The sequence below is a fragment of the Monashia sp. HAY1-11D genome (genome assembly GCF_056868035.1).
Genome location: NZ_CP200320.1, coordinates 1,237,205 through 1,252,862, shown reverse-complemented (window position 1 = coordinate 1,252,862; position 15,658 = coordinate 1,237,205). Strand labels below are relative to the sequence as shown.

Here is a 15,658-nt window from a genome sequence, read left to right as displayed (position 1 = left end):
GCCACGCCCACGCCTACGGGGAGACCCCATGATCATCGTCTGGATCCTGCTCGCGCTCGTCGTGCTCCTCGTCGTCTGGGGTGTCGTCAGCTACAACGGCCTGATCCGCCTGCGCAACCGCGTCGAGGAGGGCTGGCGGCAGATCGACGTCGAGCTCGAAGCGTCGCCACGACCTCATCCCCAACCTCGTCGAGACGGTCAAGGGCTACGCCGCCCACGAGCGCGGCACCCTCGAGGAGGTCATGCGGGCCCGCACGGCGGCGATGTCCGGCTCGCCGTCGCCGGCGCAGGCCGCCCAGGCCGAGGGTGCGCTGAGCCAGGCGCTCGGGCGCCTCATCGCCGTCGCGGAGGCCTACCCCGACCTCAAGGCGAACCAGAACTTCCTCTCGCTCCAGCAGGAGCTGTCGAGCACCGAGGACCGCATCGCCTCTTCTCGCCGGTACTACAACGCCCTCGTGCGTGACCTCAACACCAAGGTCGAGAGCATCCCCTCGAACATCGTCGCGGGCATGGGCGGCGTCAAGCGCGCCGAGTACTTCGAGACACCGGCCGGCGAGGCGGCCGTCCCCAGCATCACGTTCGGCGACCAGGCACCCGGCACCTTCGGGTCGGCACCGGCCGGCCCGGGCGCGGCCACCGTCGGCGGGTCCACGCAGCCGGGCGCGGTCGGTGGGCCCTCGACCCAGCCGGGTCCGGCCCTCCCGCAGGCCGACGCGCCCGCCGACCTCGGCGCGCCCGACCCCAGCATCGACCGCACCCGACCCGACGCGTGACCGACGCGTGACCGACGCCGGACCGACGTCTGACCGACCGACCGACGCGTGAGCCGCGTCCCCCGCAGCCGTGGCTGCCGTCCGGGCCCTCAGCCCTTGACGTAGGACAGCTTCTCGCTGACGAGGCCGTCGCGCAGCCGCACGACGTCGACGCCGCGCACGTGACCGGGCGAGCCGTCGGCCTCCACCCAGTCGAAACGCCACCGCAGCACCCCGCGGTCCCCGGCGACGAACGACTCCTCCTCGGTGAACCGGGGGTCGCGCGTGCCCGCGAAGAGGTCCTCCCAGACCGCGCGCACCGCGTCGGCGCCCTCGTGCCGCACTCCGTCCGGCGCAGGCCCGGTGGCCTCGAAGACGCAGTCGTCCGTCATCCGCGCCATGATCGCGTCGACGTCGCCACGGCCGAACGCCGCCACGAACGCCGCGAAGGCGGCGTGCGCCGCGCCCCACGAGGCGTCCCGGCCGAACCGGGCCAGCAGGTCCGCGCCGGCGTCACCGGTCATGCCGCGTCGCCCGGCGACGGCCCCCACGGAGCGGTACAGCTCCTCGCGGTCGTCGAACCACGACGCCACCGCGGTGACGAGCGAGGGGTCGAGGCCGGTGTCGCCATCGGTCGCGGCCGCGAGGTCCCAGCCGTGCACGACGTGGTCGGCGAGCAGCTGGCGGACGTACTCCTCCATCGACTCGGTGCCGTACGAGAGGTGGACGGTGCCGTGGCTCGGCAGCGTCCGCTCGACCGTCGAGAGCGCCTCCTGCGCCGCCCGGGTCGACGCCCCGGCACCGTCGGCGCCGAGGACGTCACCGTCGAACCGGCCGCCGACCTCCTCGAGGGTCGCGCCCTCCATGAGCGGCACGGTCCACAGGTCCTCGCCGGTCACGTGGTTGACGAGGTCGCGCACCGTCCACGCCGAGCACGGCGTCGGTCGGTCCCAGTCGTCCTCCGCCAGCTCGGCCACCCGGTCGGTCCACCCCCGGACGCTGGCGCGGTAGAGGGTCCACAGGTCGGGCGGTTCCGGCCCGGCCGGGTCGTGCGGCTCGTCCGGGCGTGCGGCCCGGTCCGTCGTCTCGGTGTCCACGTCGGCCTCCGTCCACCCCTGCACCGACCAGTGTGCTCCGGTCGGCGACGCGGTGTCCCGGCTTCACCGGAACGTCCCCGACGCGTCGTGGACGTGGGGGCGGCTGACCGGCTCAGGCGCGCGGTTCGCCGCGGAGGCGCTCCTCGCCGCTCGCGTCGCTGATCTCCGCAGCGACCTCGCGGGCCTCGCGACGGTGCCTGACGACCTCGATGACCATGGGGATGACCGACACGAGGACGACGAGGAGGATGGCGTACTCGATGTTCTTCGTCAGGTCCGGGAAGACCTGGCCGAGGAAGTAGCCGAGCAGGGTCACGCTGACGACCCACGCCACGGCACCGATCGCGCTCCAGCCGAAGAACCGCTGGCGGTGCATCCGGCCGATGCCGGCCACGACGGTGATGAAGGTCCGCACGATGGGGACGAACCGGCCGAGGACGAGGGCGCGGTTGCCGTACTTGTCGAAGAACGCGTTGGTCTTGTCGAAGTTCGCGGTGTTGATGAACCGCCCCTGCCGTCCGTAGAGCGGACGTCCGACGGCCCGGCCGATCTCGTAGCCGGCGACGTTGCCGAGGAACGCCGCGACGGTGAGGGGCGCCATCGCGACGAAGAGGTTGAGGTCGACCTTCTGCGTCGCGATGAACAGGCCGATGGCGAACAGGAGCGAGTCGCCGGGCAGGATCGGGAAGAGCAGGCCGCACTCGATGAAGACGATGACGAGGGCGATGACGAAGAACGCACCCTGGTACTGGTCCAGCAGGTACGTCGGGTCCATCCACTTGGGGCCGAGTGCCGGGACGGCGGCGAGTGCGTGCATGCGCCAAGGGTAGGCGGTGTGGCCGCGAGGTCCTTCCCGGTGTCGGCCGTGCCGCGCTCCGGTCTCGATGCGGTATCGAAGTGCGGCTCCGGGTTCCGGTCCCGTCGACGGGCGGGTGAACATGGGCTCGGGAGCGAGGGAGGAGGACCGGCGCGGCGCTGGTCGCCGGGCCGCGAGGCCCGCGACGATGCCCGCACCGGCCTTCTCCCGTCGAGCCCGCGCCGCCGACGCCCGTACACTCGGCGCGTGCCCGCCGAGCCCGCCGAACCCGCTGCGCTCACCGAGACCGCGGAGACCGCCGTGCTCACCGAGACCGCGGAGACCGCCGTGCCCGCGGGGACCGCCAAGGCCACGGAGACCGCCAAGGCCACCGGGACGGTGGGCGTCGGTCCGTGGGAGGGGACGTGGCCCGTCGGGGAGCACTGGGACCCCGAGCTGCTCGCGCACGGTGACCGCCGCAACGTCGTCGACGCGTACCGGTACTGGCGGCACGAGGCGATCGTCGCGGACCTCGACGCCAGGCGGCACGACTTCCACGTCGCCGTCGAGAACTGGGGCCACGACTTCAACATCGGTTCGGTCATCCGCACCGCGAACGCCATGGGCGCCAAGGCGTTCCACATCGTGGGGCGACGACGCTGGAACCGTCGGGGTGCCATGGTCACCGACCGCTACCAGCACGAGCACCACCACCCCGACGCCGCCGGGCTGGCCGGGTGGGCGCGCGAGGCGGGCCTCGTCCTCGTCGGCGTGGACAACCTGCCCGGGTCGCTGCCGATCGAGACCTACGAGCTGCCGCGCGGCTGCGTCCTCGTCTTCGGCCAGGAGGGGCCGGGACTGTCCGGACCGATGCGGGCCGCCTGCGACGTGGTCCTGCACATCGAGCAGTTCGGCTCGACGCGGTCGATCAATGCCGGCGCCGCCGCCGCGGTGGCGATGCACGCCTGGGTCCGCCGCCACGTCTTCGACCAGCGCCCCACCCCCGACGCCCCACTCCCGGCTACCCCGCCGCGCCCCTGACCTCCGCGCCCCTGACCCCGCCCCGCGGACCCCGCGCCGCTGACCCCGCGCCACTGCACCCGCGCCCGTGCCCCGCGCCTGAACGGACCGTCTCCGCAACACACCGAGCAGCTGCCAACTCGTCACTGGTACTCCCGTCGGAGTTGACGACTACTCGGTGTGTTGCGGGGACGAGCCGCTGACCCCGCGCCACTGCACCCGCGCCCCTGACCCCGCGCCGCGGACCCCGTGCCTGAACGGACCGTCTCCCGCAACACACCGAGCAGCTGCCAACTCGTCACTGGTACTCCCGTCGGAGTTGACGACTACTCGGTGTGTTGCGGGGACGATCCGGGGTCTGGGGTGGCTGGTGGCCCGGTGGGCCAGGGTGTCGACGCGGGGCCTGGCGCGGTGCCCGGGTCAGGCGGAGGGGTCGCGGCCGCGCCAGCGCAGCGGCTCCTCGGCGTACTCCTCCATGACGTGGGCGGCGACGCCGAAGGAGCGCGCGACCTGGAAGAGCACCTCGCCGGCGGCCGCCGGTAGCCCGAGGGCGTGCAGGGCCGCCGCGCCGGCGAGGTCGATGTTCGGCAGGGCGCCCGTGCGCTCGGCGACGACACCGGCCAGCGCGTCGAGCCGCTCGAGGACAGCCCCCGTGCCCGGCAGCCGGCGAACCCGGTCGAGGACGAGGGAGGCGCGCGGGTCGCCCTCGGGGTAGAGGAAGTGCCCGAACCCGGGCACGGATCCGTGCGCGCGCACGGCCCGTGCCACGGCGTCGCCGGCGCGCGACCCGTCGGCGAGGAGGGCGTGCGCGGCGACCGGTGCGGCGCCGTGCAACGGTCCGGCCATCGCGGCGTACGCCGCGCCGAGGCAGTCGTACAGTCCCGCGCGGGTCGACGCAGCGACGCGCGCCGCCACGGTCGAGGCCGTCAGGCCGTGGTCGAGCAGGCAGACGAGCAGGACGCCGACGACCTCGGCCGCCTCCGGCGTCGAGCGGCCCCCGAGCGCGGTGAGGGTCAGCTCGGCCAGCGGCCGCATCACCGAACCGCCCCGGGGGACCGGGCTCCGGCGGGTCGAGCCGGTGGCCTCGGTTCCGATGCCGGCCGACAGTGCGACGGCCCCGGCCACGACGCCGGGTGTGGCCTCGCGAACCCGCTCCGGGTCGACGTCGGCCGCGAACGGGTCGGAGGACGCGAGCAGCTGCACCGCCACGGGGACGCGCCGCTCGAGTGGTAGGTGGGCGAGCGCTCGGGCGGCCGGACGGACGGCCGCGGCCAGCGTCGGCATCCGTACGGGAGCGAGGTCCCCGCTCGTGAAGTCCTGTGGTGCAAGCGATCCCAGGACCAGCACCGCAGCGCGTTCAACCGTCTCGGTCGCCACCGCGTCGAGGGGCAGCCCGCGGTAGCGCAGCTCGCCCTCCACCTGGCTGCTGACCGCCGTCGCGACGGTGCGGAACCGCAGCACGGACTGCGGTGTGCCTACCGCGGGCGTCGCCGAGGCCATCGACTCGACCTGGGCGCGGTCGAAGAGGCTCTCCTGCTGGCCCGGACGCCGCTCGCTGCGCAGGAGCCCGCGGCTGACGTAGGCGTAGAGGGTCGCTCGCTTGACGCCGAGACGCTGGGCGGCCTCGGTCGTCGTGATCCACGGACTGCGCGGTTCGGCCATGCGCTCCTCCTCGGTGGGGGCCCGGGTGGACCCGACGGGTGTCGACCGATCGCCACGGACCCGGGCGACATTGACCGGATCAACGTTGATCTGATCAACATTGACGATGTTGATCAACATGGTCGAGGGTGACGAGTGAACCCGAGAGGAGCCCGCCATGTCCACCCCTGAACCCACACCGGCACCCACCGGCCTCGTCATCGTCCCGCCCGGTCTGGCCAAGGTCGTCGTCGCCGACACCGAGATCGGCGACGTCCGCGGCGAGGAGGGCTTCTACCACTACCGGCAGTACTCGGCCGTCGCCCTCGCCGAGGCGGTCGGCTTCGAGGACGCCTGGCACCTGCTCTTCCACGGCCGCCTCCCGTCCCGGTCCGAGCGCGACGCCCTGCGTGAGGAGGCCGGCCGGCTCCGCGTCCTGCCACCGGCCCTCGCCGACCTGCTCCCGGCAATCTGCGCCACCACGACCGACTCGCTCCAGGTGCTGCGCACCGCGCTGTCGGCCTGGGGCGGCATCACCGGCCAGCGCCCCCTCTACGACGCCGGCGAGGACGAGCGGCTCGCCTCGGCCATGGCGGCCGTCGCCGTCACGCCGACGATCCTCGCCGCTGCCCACCGGCTCCAGCGCGGCCTCGACCCCGTCCCGGCCGACCCCGACCTCGACCATGCCGCCGACTACCTGCGCATGGTCACCGGCAGGCTGCCCGCCGAGCGCGATGCCCGCGCCGTCGAGCAGTACCTCGTCGCGACGATGGACCACGGTTTCAACGCCTCGACGTTCACGGCGCGCGTCATCGCGAGCACCGGCGCCGACCTCGCCGCCTGCCTCGTCGGGGCCATTGGTTCCTTCGCCGGCCCGCGCCACGGCGGCGCCCCGAGCCGGGCGCTCGAGGCCCTCGAGGCGATCGGCACGCCGGACCGCGCCGAGCCCTGGGTGCGCGAGCAGGTCGCGCGCGGGGCCCGGATCATGGGCTTCGGCCACGCGGTCTACCGGACGCACGACCCGCGCTCGGAGCTGCTCAAGGGCGTGGCCCGCCGCTGGGACGACCCTCTCGTCGACTTCGCGATCGGCGTCGAGGCCACCATCGAGCGGGTCCTCGCCGAGCTCAAGCCGGACCGCCCGCTCTACGCGAACGTCGAGTACTACGCCGGCGTCGTCATGCGTCTGGTCGGCCTCGAGCCGAGCATGTTCACCCCGACGTTCTGCGTGGCCCGGGTCGTCGGCTGGACCGCGAACATCCTCGAGCAGGCCCGGGACCCGAAGATCATCCGGCCCGCGGCCCGGTACGTCGGCCCACCGCCCCCGCAGCCCGTGCCGGTACGCACGCCGGCCACCGCCTGAACGGCCACGACCCGAACGCCCCGTAGGTTGGTGCTCGGCCGCGGTGACGACGTCGCCGGGCCGGGCGCAGGGGAGGGGGTAGGCATGGAGGCCGGCGATCCGCTCGAGCACGCAGGTGCTGTCGCGCCGACCGGCCGCGACGCGTCCTTCGCGCGCTTCTGGTTCGCCGACGCGGTCTCGAACCTCGGGACGTTCGTCTCGGCACTCGCGCTCCAGCTGCTCCTCATCGAGACCCTCCATGCCGACCAGGTGGACCTCGGCGTCGTGCGGTCGGCGCAGTGGCTGCCCTACCTGCTCTTCGGCCTCGTCGCCGGCGTCGTCGTCGACCGGGTCCGACGCCTGCCGCTGCTCGTCGGCGCCGACGTCCTCTGCGCCGCGCTGCTCGGGACGGTGGGCGTGCTCGCGCTCTACGGACGGCTCACGGTGCCGGTGCTCGCAGTGCTCGTGTTCGTCGTCGGCTCGGCCTCGATGTTCTTCAACGCCGCCCACCGGTCGCTGCTGCCGGCGATCGTGCCGCCGGGGCGGCTGCCCGGGGCCAACGCCCGCCTGTCGCAGACCTACTCGGCCACCCAGTCGCTGGGGCCGCTCGTCGGTGGGGCCCTCGTGCGCCTGCTGTCGGCGCCGGTCGCCGTCCTCGTCGACGCCGCCTCGTACGCGGTCTCCGCGGCCACCCTCACGATGCTGCGCGTCGAGGAGCGTCCACCGGCGCGGGCCCGGCGACGCCACCTGTGGGCCGAGCTGCGCGAAGGGGGCGCCTGGGTCTACCGGCACGCGACGCTCGGGCCCTACGCGATCTCCCTGCACCTGTGGTTCTTCGCCAACGGCATCGTCACGACGGTCCTCGTGTACTTCGCCACCACCGAGCTGCACCTCGACGCGCTCGCGGTCGGCCTCGTGCTCGCCGCCACCGGTGTCACAGGCGTCGTGGGCGCGGGCCTCGCGCCGCGTCTCGGCGTCCGGTTCGGCACCGGGCGCGTCGTCGTCGCGACGGAGTGGGCCAGCCCGCTGGCCTACGCGCTGCTGCTGCTCGCCCGCCCCGGGCCGTGGGCCCTGCCGTGGCTGCTGCTCGCGAACGCCCTCTTCGGCCTCGCCATGGGTGTCAAGGACCCGCTGACCATGAGCCACCGCAACCTCGTGACGCCCGACCGGCTCCGAGGCCGGATGAACGCGACGATCCGCTCGCTGAACTGGGGGTCGATCGCGATCGCGGCGCCGCTCGGCGGGTGGCTCGCGGCCACGTGGGGCAACCGGTTCGCGATCGGCGCCGGGGTGCTCGGGCTCGCCGTCGCAGCCCTCGTGCTCTGGCGCTCGCCGTACCGGCACGTCACGGTCGCGGGGGAGCGTTCGGCCGGTGTCCGGGCGTGACAACGGGCCCCGACCACCTCGGTCGGGGCCCGTTCTGCGCGGCCCGAGGGAGCAACCGGGCCACGCACCACGCATCCGGCGTCCCCCCAACGGTAGGGGCCGGACGCCGCGCCCGGCACCCGCTGCGGGTCTGCACTCGGCAAGGACTTCGCAGGTGCAGGTCGGCTGCGGGTAAGGACGTCCTGTCGAGCTGCTGGGTGGAACCGGCGTCGACCCTGCTCGTTCGAGGTATCTGGTCGCGGTCTGCTGCGATCGGATACCTCGACCCCGTTGCCACCCCAGTCTTTCGAGGTATCCGGTCGCGGTCTGCTGCGATCGGATACCTCGACCCCGGTGCCCGTCGGGCGCGTCAGCCGGTGGTGCAGGCTCGGGGGTACCCGGCAGTACGGTCGGAACATGGGCACCCACACCTCGGTCCTCGACGTCACGACCATGCGCTCACGCCTCGACGGGCTGCGCCGGCACGCCGCGGAAGCCGGGCTCTCCTCCGTCGTCGTCGCGCCGGGGTCCGACCTGCGCTACCTCGTCGGCGTGGCCGGGTCGTCGTTCGAGCGGCTCACCGCGCTCGTCGTGCCCACCGACGCGTCCGTGGCGCCGGTCTTCGTCTCGCCGAGGCTGGAGTTCGCCGGGCTCGGCCACGTGCCGTTCGGCGACCTCGGCGTCGAGGTGCGCACGTGGGTCGACGGGGAGGACGCCTACGCCCTGGCGCTCGCAGGGGTGCCCCGCGGCCCGGTGGCCGTGTCCGACATGACGCCGGCACTGCACGCGCTGCGGCTGCGCGACGCGGGTGCCGCCGAGCAGCAGCTGGCCGGGCCGGTCCTGCGGGAGCTGCGGATGCGCAAGGACGCCGTCGAGCTCGAGCAGCTGCGTCTCGCCGGTGCCGCCATCGACCGCGTCCATGCCCGCGTGGGGGAGTGGCTGCGCCCGGGCCGCACCGAGGCGGAGGTGGCCGCCGACATCGCGGCCGCGATCGTCGAGGAAGGCCATGCCGCAGCCGATTTCGTCATCGTCGGCTCGGGGCCGAACGGCGCGAGCCCGCACCACGAGGTCAGCGACCGCGTCGTGCAGCAGGGCGACGTCGTCGTCGTCGACATCGGCGGACCGCTGCCCTCGGGCTACAACTCCGACAGCACCCGCACCTACGCCGTCGGGTCACCGACCGAGCCCGACGTCGCCGAGGCCTACGCGGCGCTGCAGGCCGCGCAGCAGGCGTCGGTCGACGCCGTCCGGCCCGGCGTCACGTGCCAGGACGTCGACCGCGCCGGGCGTGCCGTGCTCGCCGAGGCCGGCCTCGCCGAGCACTTCATCCACCGTACCGGCCACGGCATCGGCCTCGACGTCCACGAGGAGCCGTACGTCGTCGAGGGCAACGACCTGCCTCTCGAGGCGGGCATGACCTTCAGCATCGAGCCGGGCGTCTACCTCACCGGACGCTGGGGGGCGCGCATCGAGGACATCGTCGCCGTCACCGAGTCCGGCGTCGAGCGGTTCAACACCCGCCCCAGGGAGCTGACCGTCCTGTAGCGTCCGACCGCGGAGGGCGTCAGGAGTCGAAGCCGACGCCGAGCCGGTCGAGCGCGCGCAGCCAGAGGTTACGGCGCCCGGTGCGGTCCTCGGCGGCGAGCGAGGCGCGCGTCGCGGTGACGGCCGCGTAGCGCACGGGCTCGGGAGGGAAGGGCACCGGCTTGCGCCGGACCATGCCGAGCCGCGTCCGTTCCGTGTCGCGGCCGTCGACGAGGTCGAGGGCCACGGCCGCCCCGAACCGGGTCGAGGCCACGCCTAGGCCGGTGTAGCCGACCGCGTAGGCCATCCGGCCGCCGAGCGCCGTGCTGAACACCGGCGTGAACCGCGACGTCGTGTCGATGACGCCGGCCCAGCGGTGCGTGAACCGGATGCCGTCGAGCTGCGGGAAGATGTCGAGGAAGTGGTCGGCGAGCAGGCCGTGCGAGGCGTCGTTCTGCTCGAGCGCGGGATCGATGCGTCCCGGGAAGTGGTAGTTGGCGTCGTAACCGCCGAAGAGGACGCGGTCATCGAGCGTCCTTCTGTAGTAGTGGAACTGGTTGCCCGCGTCGGTGAGGCCCTCCCGCCCAGCCCAGCCGATGGCGGCCAGCTGCGCAGGGCTCAGCGGCTCGGTCATGAGGACGTGGTCGTAGACCGGCAGCACCCACGCGCTGAACCGACGCAGCACCCCCTGCGACGCGTTGGTGCCGATGACGACGCGGCCGGCATGGATCGACCCGCCCTCCAGCCCGACCCGCACGCCGGGGCCCTCAGAGTCGAATCCCGTTGCCCGCGTGTGCTCGTGGATCCGGACGCCGAGCGACTCCGCGGCGCGCGCGAGCCCCCAGACGAGGCGAGCGGGGTCGACGAGCGCGACCTCCGGGTGGAACATGCCCGCCAGGTACAGCGGGGAGTCGACCCGGGCCCGGGCCTGAGCCGCATCGAGCAGCTCGACGGGGACACCGTGGGCCCGGTGCAGCTCATAGGACTCCCGCACCGACGGCACCTGGTGCCCGGTCAGGGCGAGCGTCAGCTCACCGGGGCGGTGGAAGTCGGCCTCGATGCCGTGGCGCTCGAGCGTGGCGACGATGCCGTCGAAGTTCTCGGCGGCGAGCCGCTCGAGCGTTCCCATCTCCTCGGGCCAGCAGGCCACCCCCTGGGCCAGTCCGTGCGTCAACGACGGCGCCATGAAGCCGCCGTTCCGTCCGGACGCGCCGTCGGCCAGGCGTCCCGCCTCGACGACGACGACCTCACGCGACGGGTCGGCCTCCTTGGCCTGCAAGGCCGCCCACAGTCCGGTGAAGCCTCCGCCGACGACGAGGAGGTCGGTGCGCGGAGCCGCACCCGTGAGCGATGGCCGCGGCTCGGGTCGCTCCGGCCGGTCGGTCCAGAAGGGCGTGGGCCGGGCATCGGCCAGCGCCCGTGCGGCGCGGTCGCTCAGCGATGCGTCCGACCGGGCGGCGCGAGCGGCGTTCCGCGCAGGGAAAAGAGGCATGACGAGACGGATTCGACCATGCTTGGCTGTCCCTGTGAACCCCTCTTCGTTCCAGAGCGATGCCCACGCCGTCGACGCCGACGAGCTGCTGCGCGTCTTCCACGACGAGACGCGCGCGCCGATCCGCGTCGGCACACCTCAGCGTCCCATCGAGGTCGACGGCCTCGTGCGGCGCGAGTACGAGGTCGACGGCGGCCACTGGAACATGATCGAGAGCCCCGACGGGCTCGGTCCCGACCCCGACGAGTGGGACGCCGTCATCGCACGGCAGCGCGACTTCTTCGCCCAGCGCGGCCTGCGCGTCGAGTGGAAGACCTACGACTACGACGAGCCCGCGGACCTCGGCACCCGCCTCGTGCGGGCCGGTTTCGTCAGGCAGGACGACGAGGCGCTGGTCCTCGGCGAGGCCGCGCCGCTCGCCGCGCAGGAGCTCTCCCTGCCCGACGGCGTGGTCGTGCGCGCCGCGGACTCCGACGAGGACTTCGAGCGGATGGCCGCGATGCTCGAGGTCGTGTGGGGGCAGCCGCAGCCCTGGGTGGTCGACTCGCTGCTGCCCCGGTGGCTCGCCGAGCCCGCGTCGATGGACGTCGTCGTCGTGGAGCAGACGCGTGGGGGACCGGTGCTCTGCGCGGCGCGGTCGGAGTACGACACGAGCCGCTTCACCGGCCTCTGGGGCGGCTCGACCCGGCCCGAGTGGCGCGGTCGCGGCCTCTACCGTGCCACGCTGCTGCACCGCGCCCGCCTCGGCCTCGAGCGCGGCAAGGACTTCGTGCGTGTCGACGCCTCGCCCGACTCCGAGCCGATCCTGCGCCGCCTCGGCCTGCATCGCGTGGCCGCGACGACCCCCTACGTGTTCGAGCCGACCGACCGGCGTCCGGGCCGCTGAGCACCCGCGCTCCGAGGGGTGGGCACCGCTGACCGACGCCGGCCGGGCGTGGCAGGATCGACGGCGGACCGCACCGCCGTGGGGCCTGACGCCCCACCCGCACGAAACAGCAGGAGATGCCATGCCCATCGCCACCCCCGAGGTCTACGCCGACATGCTCGACCGCGCGAAGGCCGGCTCCTTCGCGTACCCCGCCATCAACGTCTCGAGCTCGCAGACGCTCAACGCCGCGCTGCAGGGGTTCTCCGACGCCGGGTCGGACGGCATCATCCAGGTCTCCACTGGCGGGGCCGAGTACCTGTCGGGCCCGAACGTCAAGAACATGGTCACCGGCTCGCTCGCCTTCGCCGCGTACGCGCACGAGGTCGCCAAGAACTACCCGGTCAACATCGCGCTGCACACCGACCACTGCCCGAAGGACAAGCTCGACGGCTTCGTCCGCCCCCTGCTCGCCGCCTCGACCGAGCGCGTCAAGGCCGGTGGCACCCCCTGGTTCCAGTCGCACATGTGGGACGGCTCGGCCGTGCCGCTCGACGAGAACCTCGACATCGCCCGCGAGCTGCTCGGCCTGGCCAAGGCCGCGAACGTCGTCCTCGAGATCGAGGTCGGCGTCGTCGGCGGTGAGGAGGACGGCGTCGCCCACGAGATCAACGACAAGCTCTACTCGACGCCCGAGGACGCCATCGCCACGGTCGACGCCCTCGGCGCCGGCGAGAACGGCCGGTACCTGACGGCCCTGACCTTCGGCAACGTCCACGGCGTCTACAAGCCGGGCAACGTCAAGCTGCGTCCGGAGGTGCTCCTCGAGGCCCAGAAGGCCGCGGCCGGCAAGCTCGGCCTGTCCGAGGAGGCCCGACCGTTCGACCTCGTCTTCCACGGCGGGTCCGGCTCGCTGCCCGAGGAGATCTCGGCTGCCGTCGACTACGGCGTCATCAAGATGAACGTCGACACCGACACCCAGTACGCCTTCACGCGCCCGGTCGCCGACTGGATGCTCAGCAACTACGCCGGCGTGCTCAAGATCGACGGCGAGGTCGGCAACAAGAAGCAGTACGACCCGCGCGCCTGGGGCAAGGCCGCCGAGGCCGGCATGGCCGCCCGCATCGTCGAGGCGTGCCAGGCCCTCCGGTCGGCCGGCACCCACCCGTGAGCGACAACCTGCTCGGGATCCCCGAGACACGTCTGGCCGAGGACCCCGCCGCCGCGCGCCTGGCCGCCGGTGAGGAGGCAGTCGTCGTGGCCGCCGCCGTGCCGACGTCCTCGCTCGCGTGGGCGACGCTGGCCGAGCAGGCCCTCGCCGCGGGCGGGCGCGACGTCGAGGCCTACGCCTACGCCCGCACCGGCTACCACCGCGCGCTCGACGCCCTGCGCAAGTCGGGCTGGCGGGGGCAGGGCCCGGTGCCGTGGTCCCACGAGCCGAACCGTGGGTTCCTGCGGGCGCTGGCAGCCCTGGCGCGAGCCGCGCGCGCCATCGGCGAGACGGACGAGGAGCAGCGGTGCGCGCAGTTCCTCCGCGACTCCTCCGCCGAGGCCGCCCGCGAGCTCGGCCTCTGACGCCTCACCTTCTCGACGGTCGGGCTGCCGGTCGGTGGAGCACCACCGACCGGCAGCCCGTTCTCGCGTCCCGGCCGACCCCGATGCCTTCCGTCCTTGACCCTGACACGGTGTCAGGCGGTGCCATGGTCGGACCATGTTGAGTATCGGAGACTTCGCCCGGCTGGCCGGGGTGTCGGTGCGCATGCTGCGCCACTACGACGCCCTCGGTCTGCTGCCGCCGGCCCGCGTCGACCCGGACTCGGGCTACCGGTCGTACTCGACCGCGCAGCTCGACCGGGCCAACCGGCTCGTGGCGCTCAAGGACCTCGGCTTCACGCTCGAGGACTGCGGTCGCCTGCTCGGTGACGACGTGCCCGTCGAGCAGCTGCGCGGGATGCTGCGGCTGCGTCGGGCCGAGCTCGCCGCGCAGATCGACGCCGACCGCGCGCGCCTGCAGCAGGTCGAGCAGCGTCTCCGGATGATCGAGAAGGAGCACGCCATGTCACCTGTCGCCCTCGACGCCTACACCGAGCAGGCCCTGCCGGCCGCCCGCCTCGTCCAGCTGTCCGGACGCGTGCCGGACGGCGAGCAGGTCGGCGACGTCGTCGGCCCCCTCTTCGGGCAGGTCGAGCACGCCGTCTCGGCCGCACCACTCGTCCCGACCGGCCCCTCGATGGGGCACTACACGATGGACGGCGACGCCCTGGTCGCTGCCGCGGCCTACCCCGTCGGGCCCGAGGTCGGGCCGGCCGAGGCCGCCGCCGCGGGCCTCGAGCTGGTCGAGCTTCCCGGCGCAACCGCGGGCGCTGGTCACGACCCTTCGCGGGCCGCTCGGCGGGATCTCCGAGGCGTGGCAGACGCTGTCGCGCGAGGTGGAGGCGCGCGGGCTCTCCTTCGCCGGGCCGTGCCGCGAGGTCTACCACGCAGCGCCGGCCGACCCGGACGCCACCTGGGTCATCGAGCTGCAGCAACCCGTCGCCTGAGGCCGTCCGGTCCGCGCCCGGTCGGCGCCCGGTCCGCTCGTGGGCGTTCGGTCCCTTGGTCGGTGGTGCACCACCCACCAAGGGACCGAATCGTGCACGAGGAGCCGGGACGCGTCCACACCCCTGACGCGGGCGGGGGTGATCTCCACAGCCCCCGGGCAGGGTGTCGCGCCCCCCTCCCGAGACCACGAGGCTCAGGGCATGGATCCCGCGCTCATCGCCCGCAACGACGTGTTCTCGGCCGGCCGCGCCACCGGCTGGGCCTGACCCGTGCCGACCTGCGTCGACTCCTGCGTGACGGCAGCGTGGTTCGGCTGCACCGCGGCTGGTACGCCACACGAGTGCCCCGCGACGACGCCGACCGGCACCGGCTCCGCGTCGAGGCACTCCTGGTCGAGTACGCCGGACGCGCCTTGGCGGCTGACGCATCGGCGTTGCTGCGTCTGGGGATCGCCACGTGGCGGCCGGACCTGCGAAGGGTCCACCTGGCCCTCACCGACCCCGGCCTGAACCGCCACCGCAAGGCCGACCTCGTCGTCCATCCGCACCGGACGTCCGCGCCGGAGCTGGCTCCGCGGCCGGCGGGAGGGACCGTCCATCCGGCAGTCGCGATCGCGTCCATGGGGCTGAAGGACCCCCGCTCGTTCCTCGTGCCCGCCGACGACGGGCTCCGCCGGGGCCTCGTGACGGCCGACGAGCTTCGCGCCGCGGTCGCGGGACTGGGCCGGCGGCACGGTGCCGCGGGGGTGCGGGCGGTGCTCGACTGGTGCGACGCCCGGCACGAGTCGCCCGGCGAGACGCTGCTGTCCCACCTGCTCCGGGCGGCGGGGCACGACCTCGAGCCGCAGTTCGTCGTGCCGGGCACGGAGCGGTGGACCCGAGGCGGCCGCGGCTACCGAGTCGACCTGCGGCTGACGGGGACCCGCGTGCTCGTCGAGTTCGACGGTCGGGTGAAGTACGAGGACCGGCAGGTCCTGTGGGAGGAGAAGCTGCGCGAGGACCGCATCCGGTCGCTGGGTTGGGTGGTCGTCCGGGTGACCATGGCAGACCTGCGCGACCCGGCCGCGCTGCGAGCGCGGGTCGACGCGGCTCTCGCCCTCGCGGCTGCGTGACCGATGCGTCACCCGGGTGGTGCTGGGACCTTTCGGTGCGTGGTCTGACACTCACAGACAGACGCAGCGCTGACGAAGTGCGCCAGGGCTCACGAGGCCGGGGTCCGGGCCGGGC

13 protein-coding genes are annotated in these 15,658 nt (G+C 73.7%); 9 read left to right on the top strand and 4 right to left on the bottom strand.

Annotated elements, in window-relative coordinates:
• Nucleotides 1–176 precede the first annotated feature (176 nt).
• Complete coding sequence (locus AC1VM9_RS05835; protein WP_483123974.1) at nucleotides 177–773, top strand: LemA family protein; 597 nt, start codon at nucleotides 177–179, stop codon at nucleotides 771–773.
• A gap of 89 nt (nucleotides 774–862) precedes the next feature.
• On the opposite strand, the gene AC1VM9_RS05830 is transcribed toward AC1VM9_RS05835, so the two are convergent.
• Together AC1VM9_RS05830 and AC1VM9_RS05825 are read right to left on the bottom strand one after the other, a co-directional pair.
• On the bottom strand, nucleotides 863–1,849 hold the full coding sequence (locus AC1VM9_RS05830) for a TIGR03086 family metal-binding protein (protein ID WP_481339667.1): 987 nt from the start codon (nucleotides 1,847–1,849) through the stop codon (nucleotides 863–865).
• Nucleotides 1,850–1,961: 112 nt separating this feature from the next.
• Nucleotides 1,962–2,666: a DedA family protein gene (locus tag AC1VM9_RS05825; protein WP_483121703.1), complete on the bottom strand. Its 705-nt coding sequence runs from the start codon at nucleotides 2,664–2,666 to the stop codon at nucleotides 1,962–1,964.
• Nucleotides 2,667–2,993: 327 nt separating this feature from the next.
• On the opposite strand from AC1VM9_RS05825, the gene AC1VM9_RS05820 reads away from it, so the two are divergent.
• A complete protein-coding gene (locus AC1VM9_RS05820; RefSeq protein ID WP_483123973.1) occupies nucleotides 2,994–3,686 on the top strand; it encodes a TrmH family RNA methyltransferase in 693 nt (230 codons plus the stop codon).
• Between the two features lie 399 nt (nucleotides 3,687–4,085).
• Here AC1VM9_RS05820 and AC1VM9_RS05815 read toward each other — a convergent pair whose 3' ends face one another.
• A complete protein-coding gene (locus tag AC1VM9_RS05815; RefSeq protein WP_483121701.1) occupies nucleotides 4,086–5,327 on the bottom strand; it encodes a citrate/2-methylcitrate synthase in 1,242 nt (413 codons plus the stop codon).
• Between the two features lie 157 nt (nucleotides 5,328–5,484).
• Here AC1VM9_RS05815 and AC1VM9_RS05810 point away from each other — a divergent pair, with 157 nt between their 5' ends.
• From AC1VM9_RS05810 to AC1VM9_RS05800, 3 genes are all read left to right on the top strand, one after another.
• Nucleotides 5,485–6,666: a citrate/2-methylcitrate synthase gene (locus AC1VM9_RS05810; RefSeq protein WP_483121699.1), complete on the top strand. Its 1,182-nt coding sequence runs from the start codon at nucleotides 5,485–5,487 to the stop codon at nucleotides 6,664–6,666.
• An 84-nt stretch (nucleotides 6,667–6,750) separates the two neighbouring features.
• On the top strand, nucleotides 6,751–8,031 hold the full coding sequence (locus tag AC1VM9_RS05805) for an MFS transporter (RefSeq protein ID WP_483121697.1): 1,281 nt from the start codon (nucleotides 6,751–6,753) through the stop codon (nucleotides 8,029–8,031).
• Nucleotides 8,032–8,427: 396 nt separating this feature from the next.
• Entirely contained in the window at nucleotides 8,428–9,555 is a 1,128-nt protein-coding gene (locus AC1VM9_RS05800; protein ID WP_481347057.1) for a M24 family metallopeptidase, read from the top strand.
• A 19-nt stretch (nucleotides 9,556–9,574) separates the two neighbouring features.
• Here the strand turns inward: AC1VM9_RS05800 and AC1VM9_RS05795 are convergent, their stop codons facing one another.
• Nucleotides 9,575–11,026, bottom strand: coding sequence for an NAD(P)/FAD-dependent oxidoreductase (locus AC1VM9_RS05795; RefSeq protein WP_483121695.1), 1,452 nt, complete (start codon nucleotides 11,024–11,026; stop codon nucleotides 9,575–9,577).
• Nucleotides 11,027–11,060: 34 nt separating this feature from the next.
• Between AC1VM9_RS05795 and AC1VM9_RS05790 the strand changes: the two genes are divergently transcribed.
• The 4 genes from AC1VM9_RS05790 to AC1VM9_RS05775 all read left to right on the top strand — a co-directional run bounded on the left by AC1VM9_RS05790 (nucleotide 11,061) and on the right by AC1VM9_RS05775 (nucleotide 15,543).
• Entirely contained in the window at nucleotides 11,061–11,912 is an 852-nt protein-coding gene (locus tag AC1VM9_RS05790) for a GNAT family N-acetyltransferase (protein ID WP_483121693.1), read from the top strand.
• Between the two features lie 121 nt (nucleotides 11,913–12,033).
• Nucleotides 12,034–13,062 (top strand): class II fructose-bisphosphate aldolase, encoded by a 1,029-nt coding sequence (gene fbaA, locus AC1VM9_RS05785; protein ID WP_481347054.1) that lies wholly within the window; start codon nucleotides 12,034–12,036, stop codon nucleotides 13,060–13,062.
• Nucleotides 13,059–13,466, top strand: coding sequence for a DUF3151 domain-containing protein (locus AC1VM9_RS05780; protein WP_481343495.1), 408 nt, complete (start codon nucleotides 13,059–13,061; stop codon nucleotides 13,464–13,466). Before fbaA ends, AC1VM9_RS05780 begins: the two co-directional genes overlap by 4 nt.
• Nucleotides 13,467–13,602: 136 nt before the next feature.
• Nucleotides 13,603–15,543 (top strand): MerR family transcriptional regulator, encoded by a 1,941-nt coding sequence (locus AC1VM9_RS05775; protein WP_483121691.1) that lies wholly within the window; start codon nucleotides 13,603–13,605, stop codon nucleotides 15,541–15,543.
• The last annotated feature ends 115 nt before the right edge of the window (nucleotides 15,544–15,658 follow it).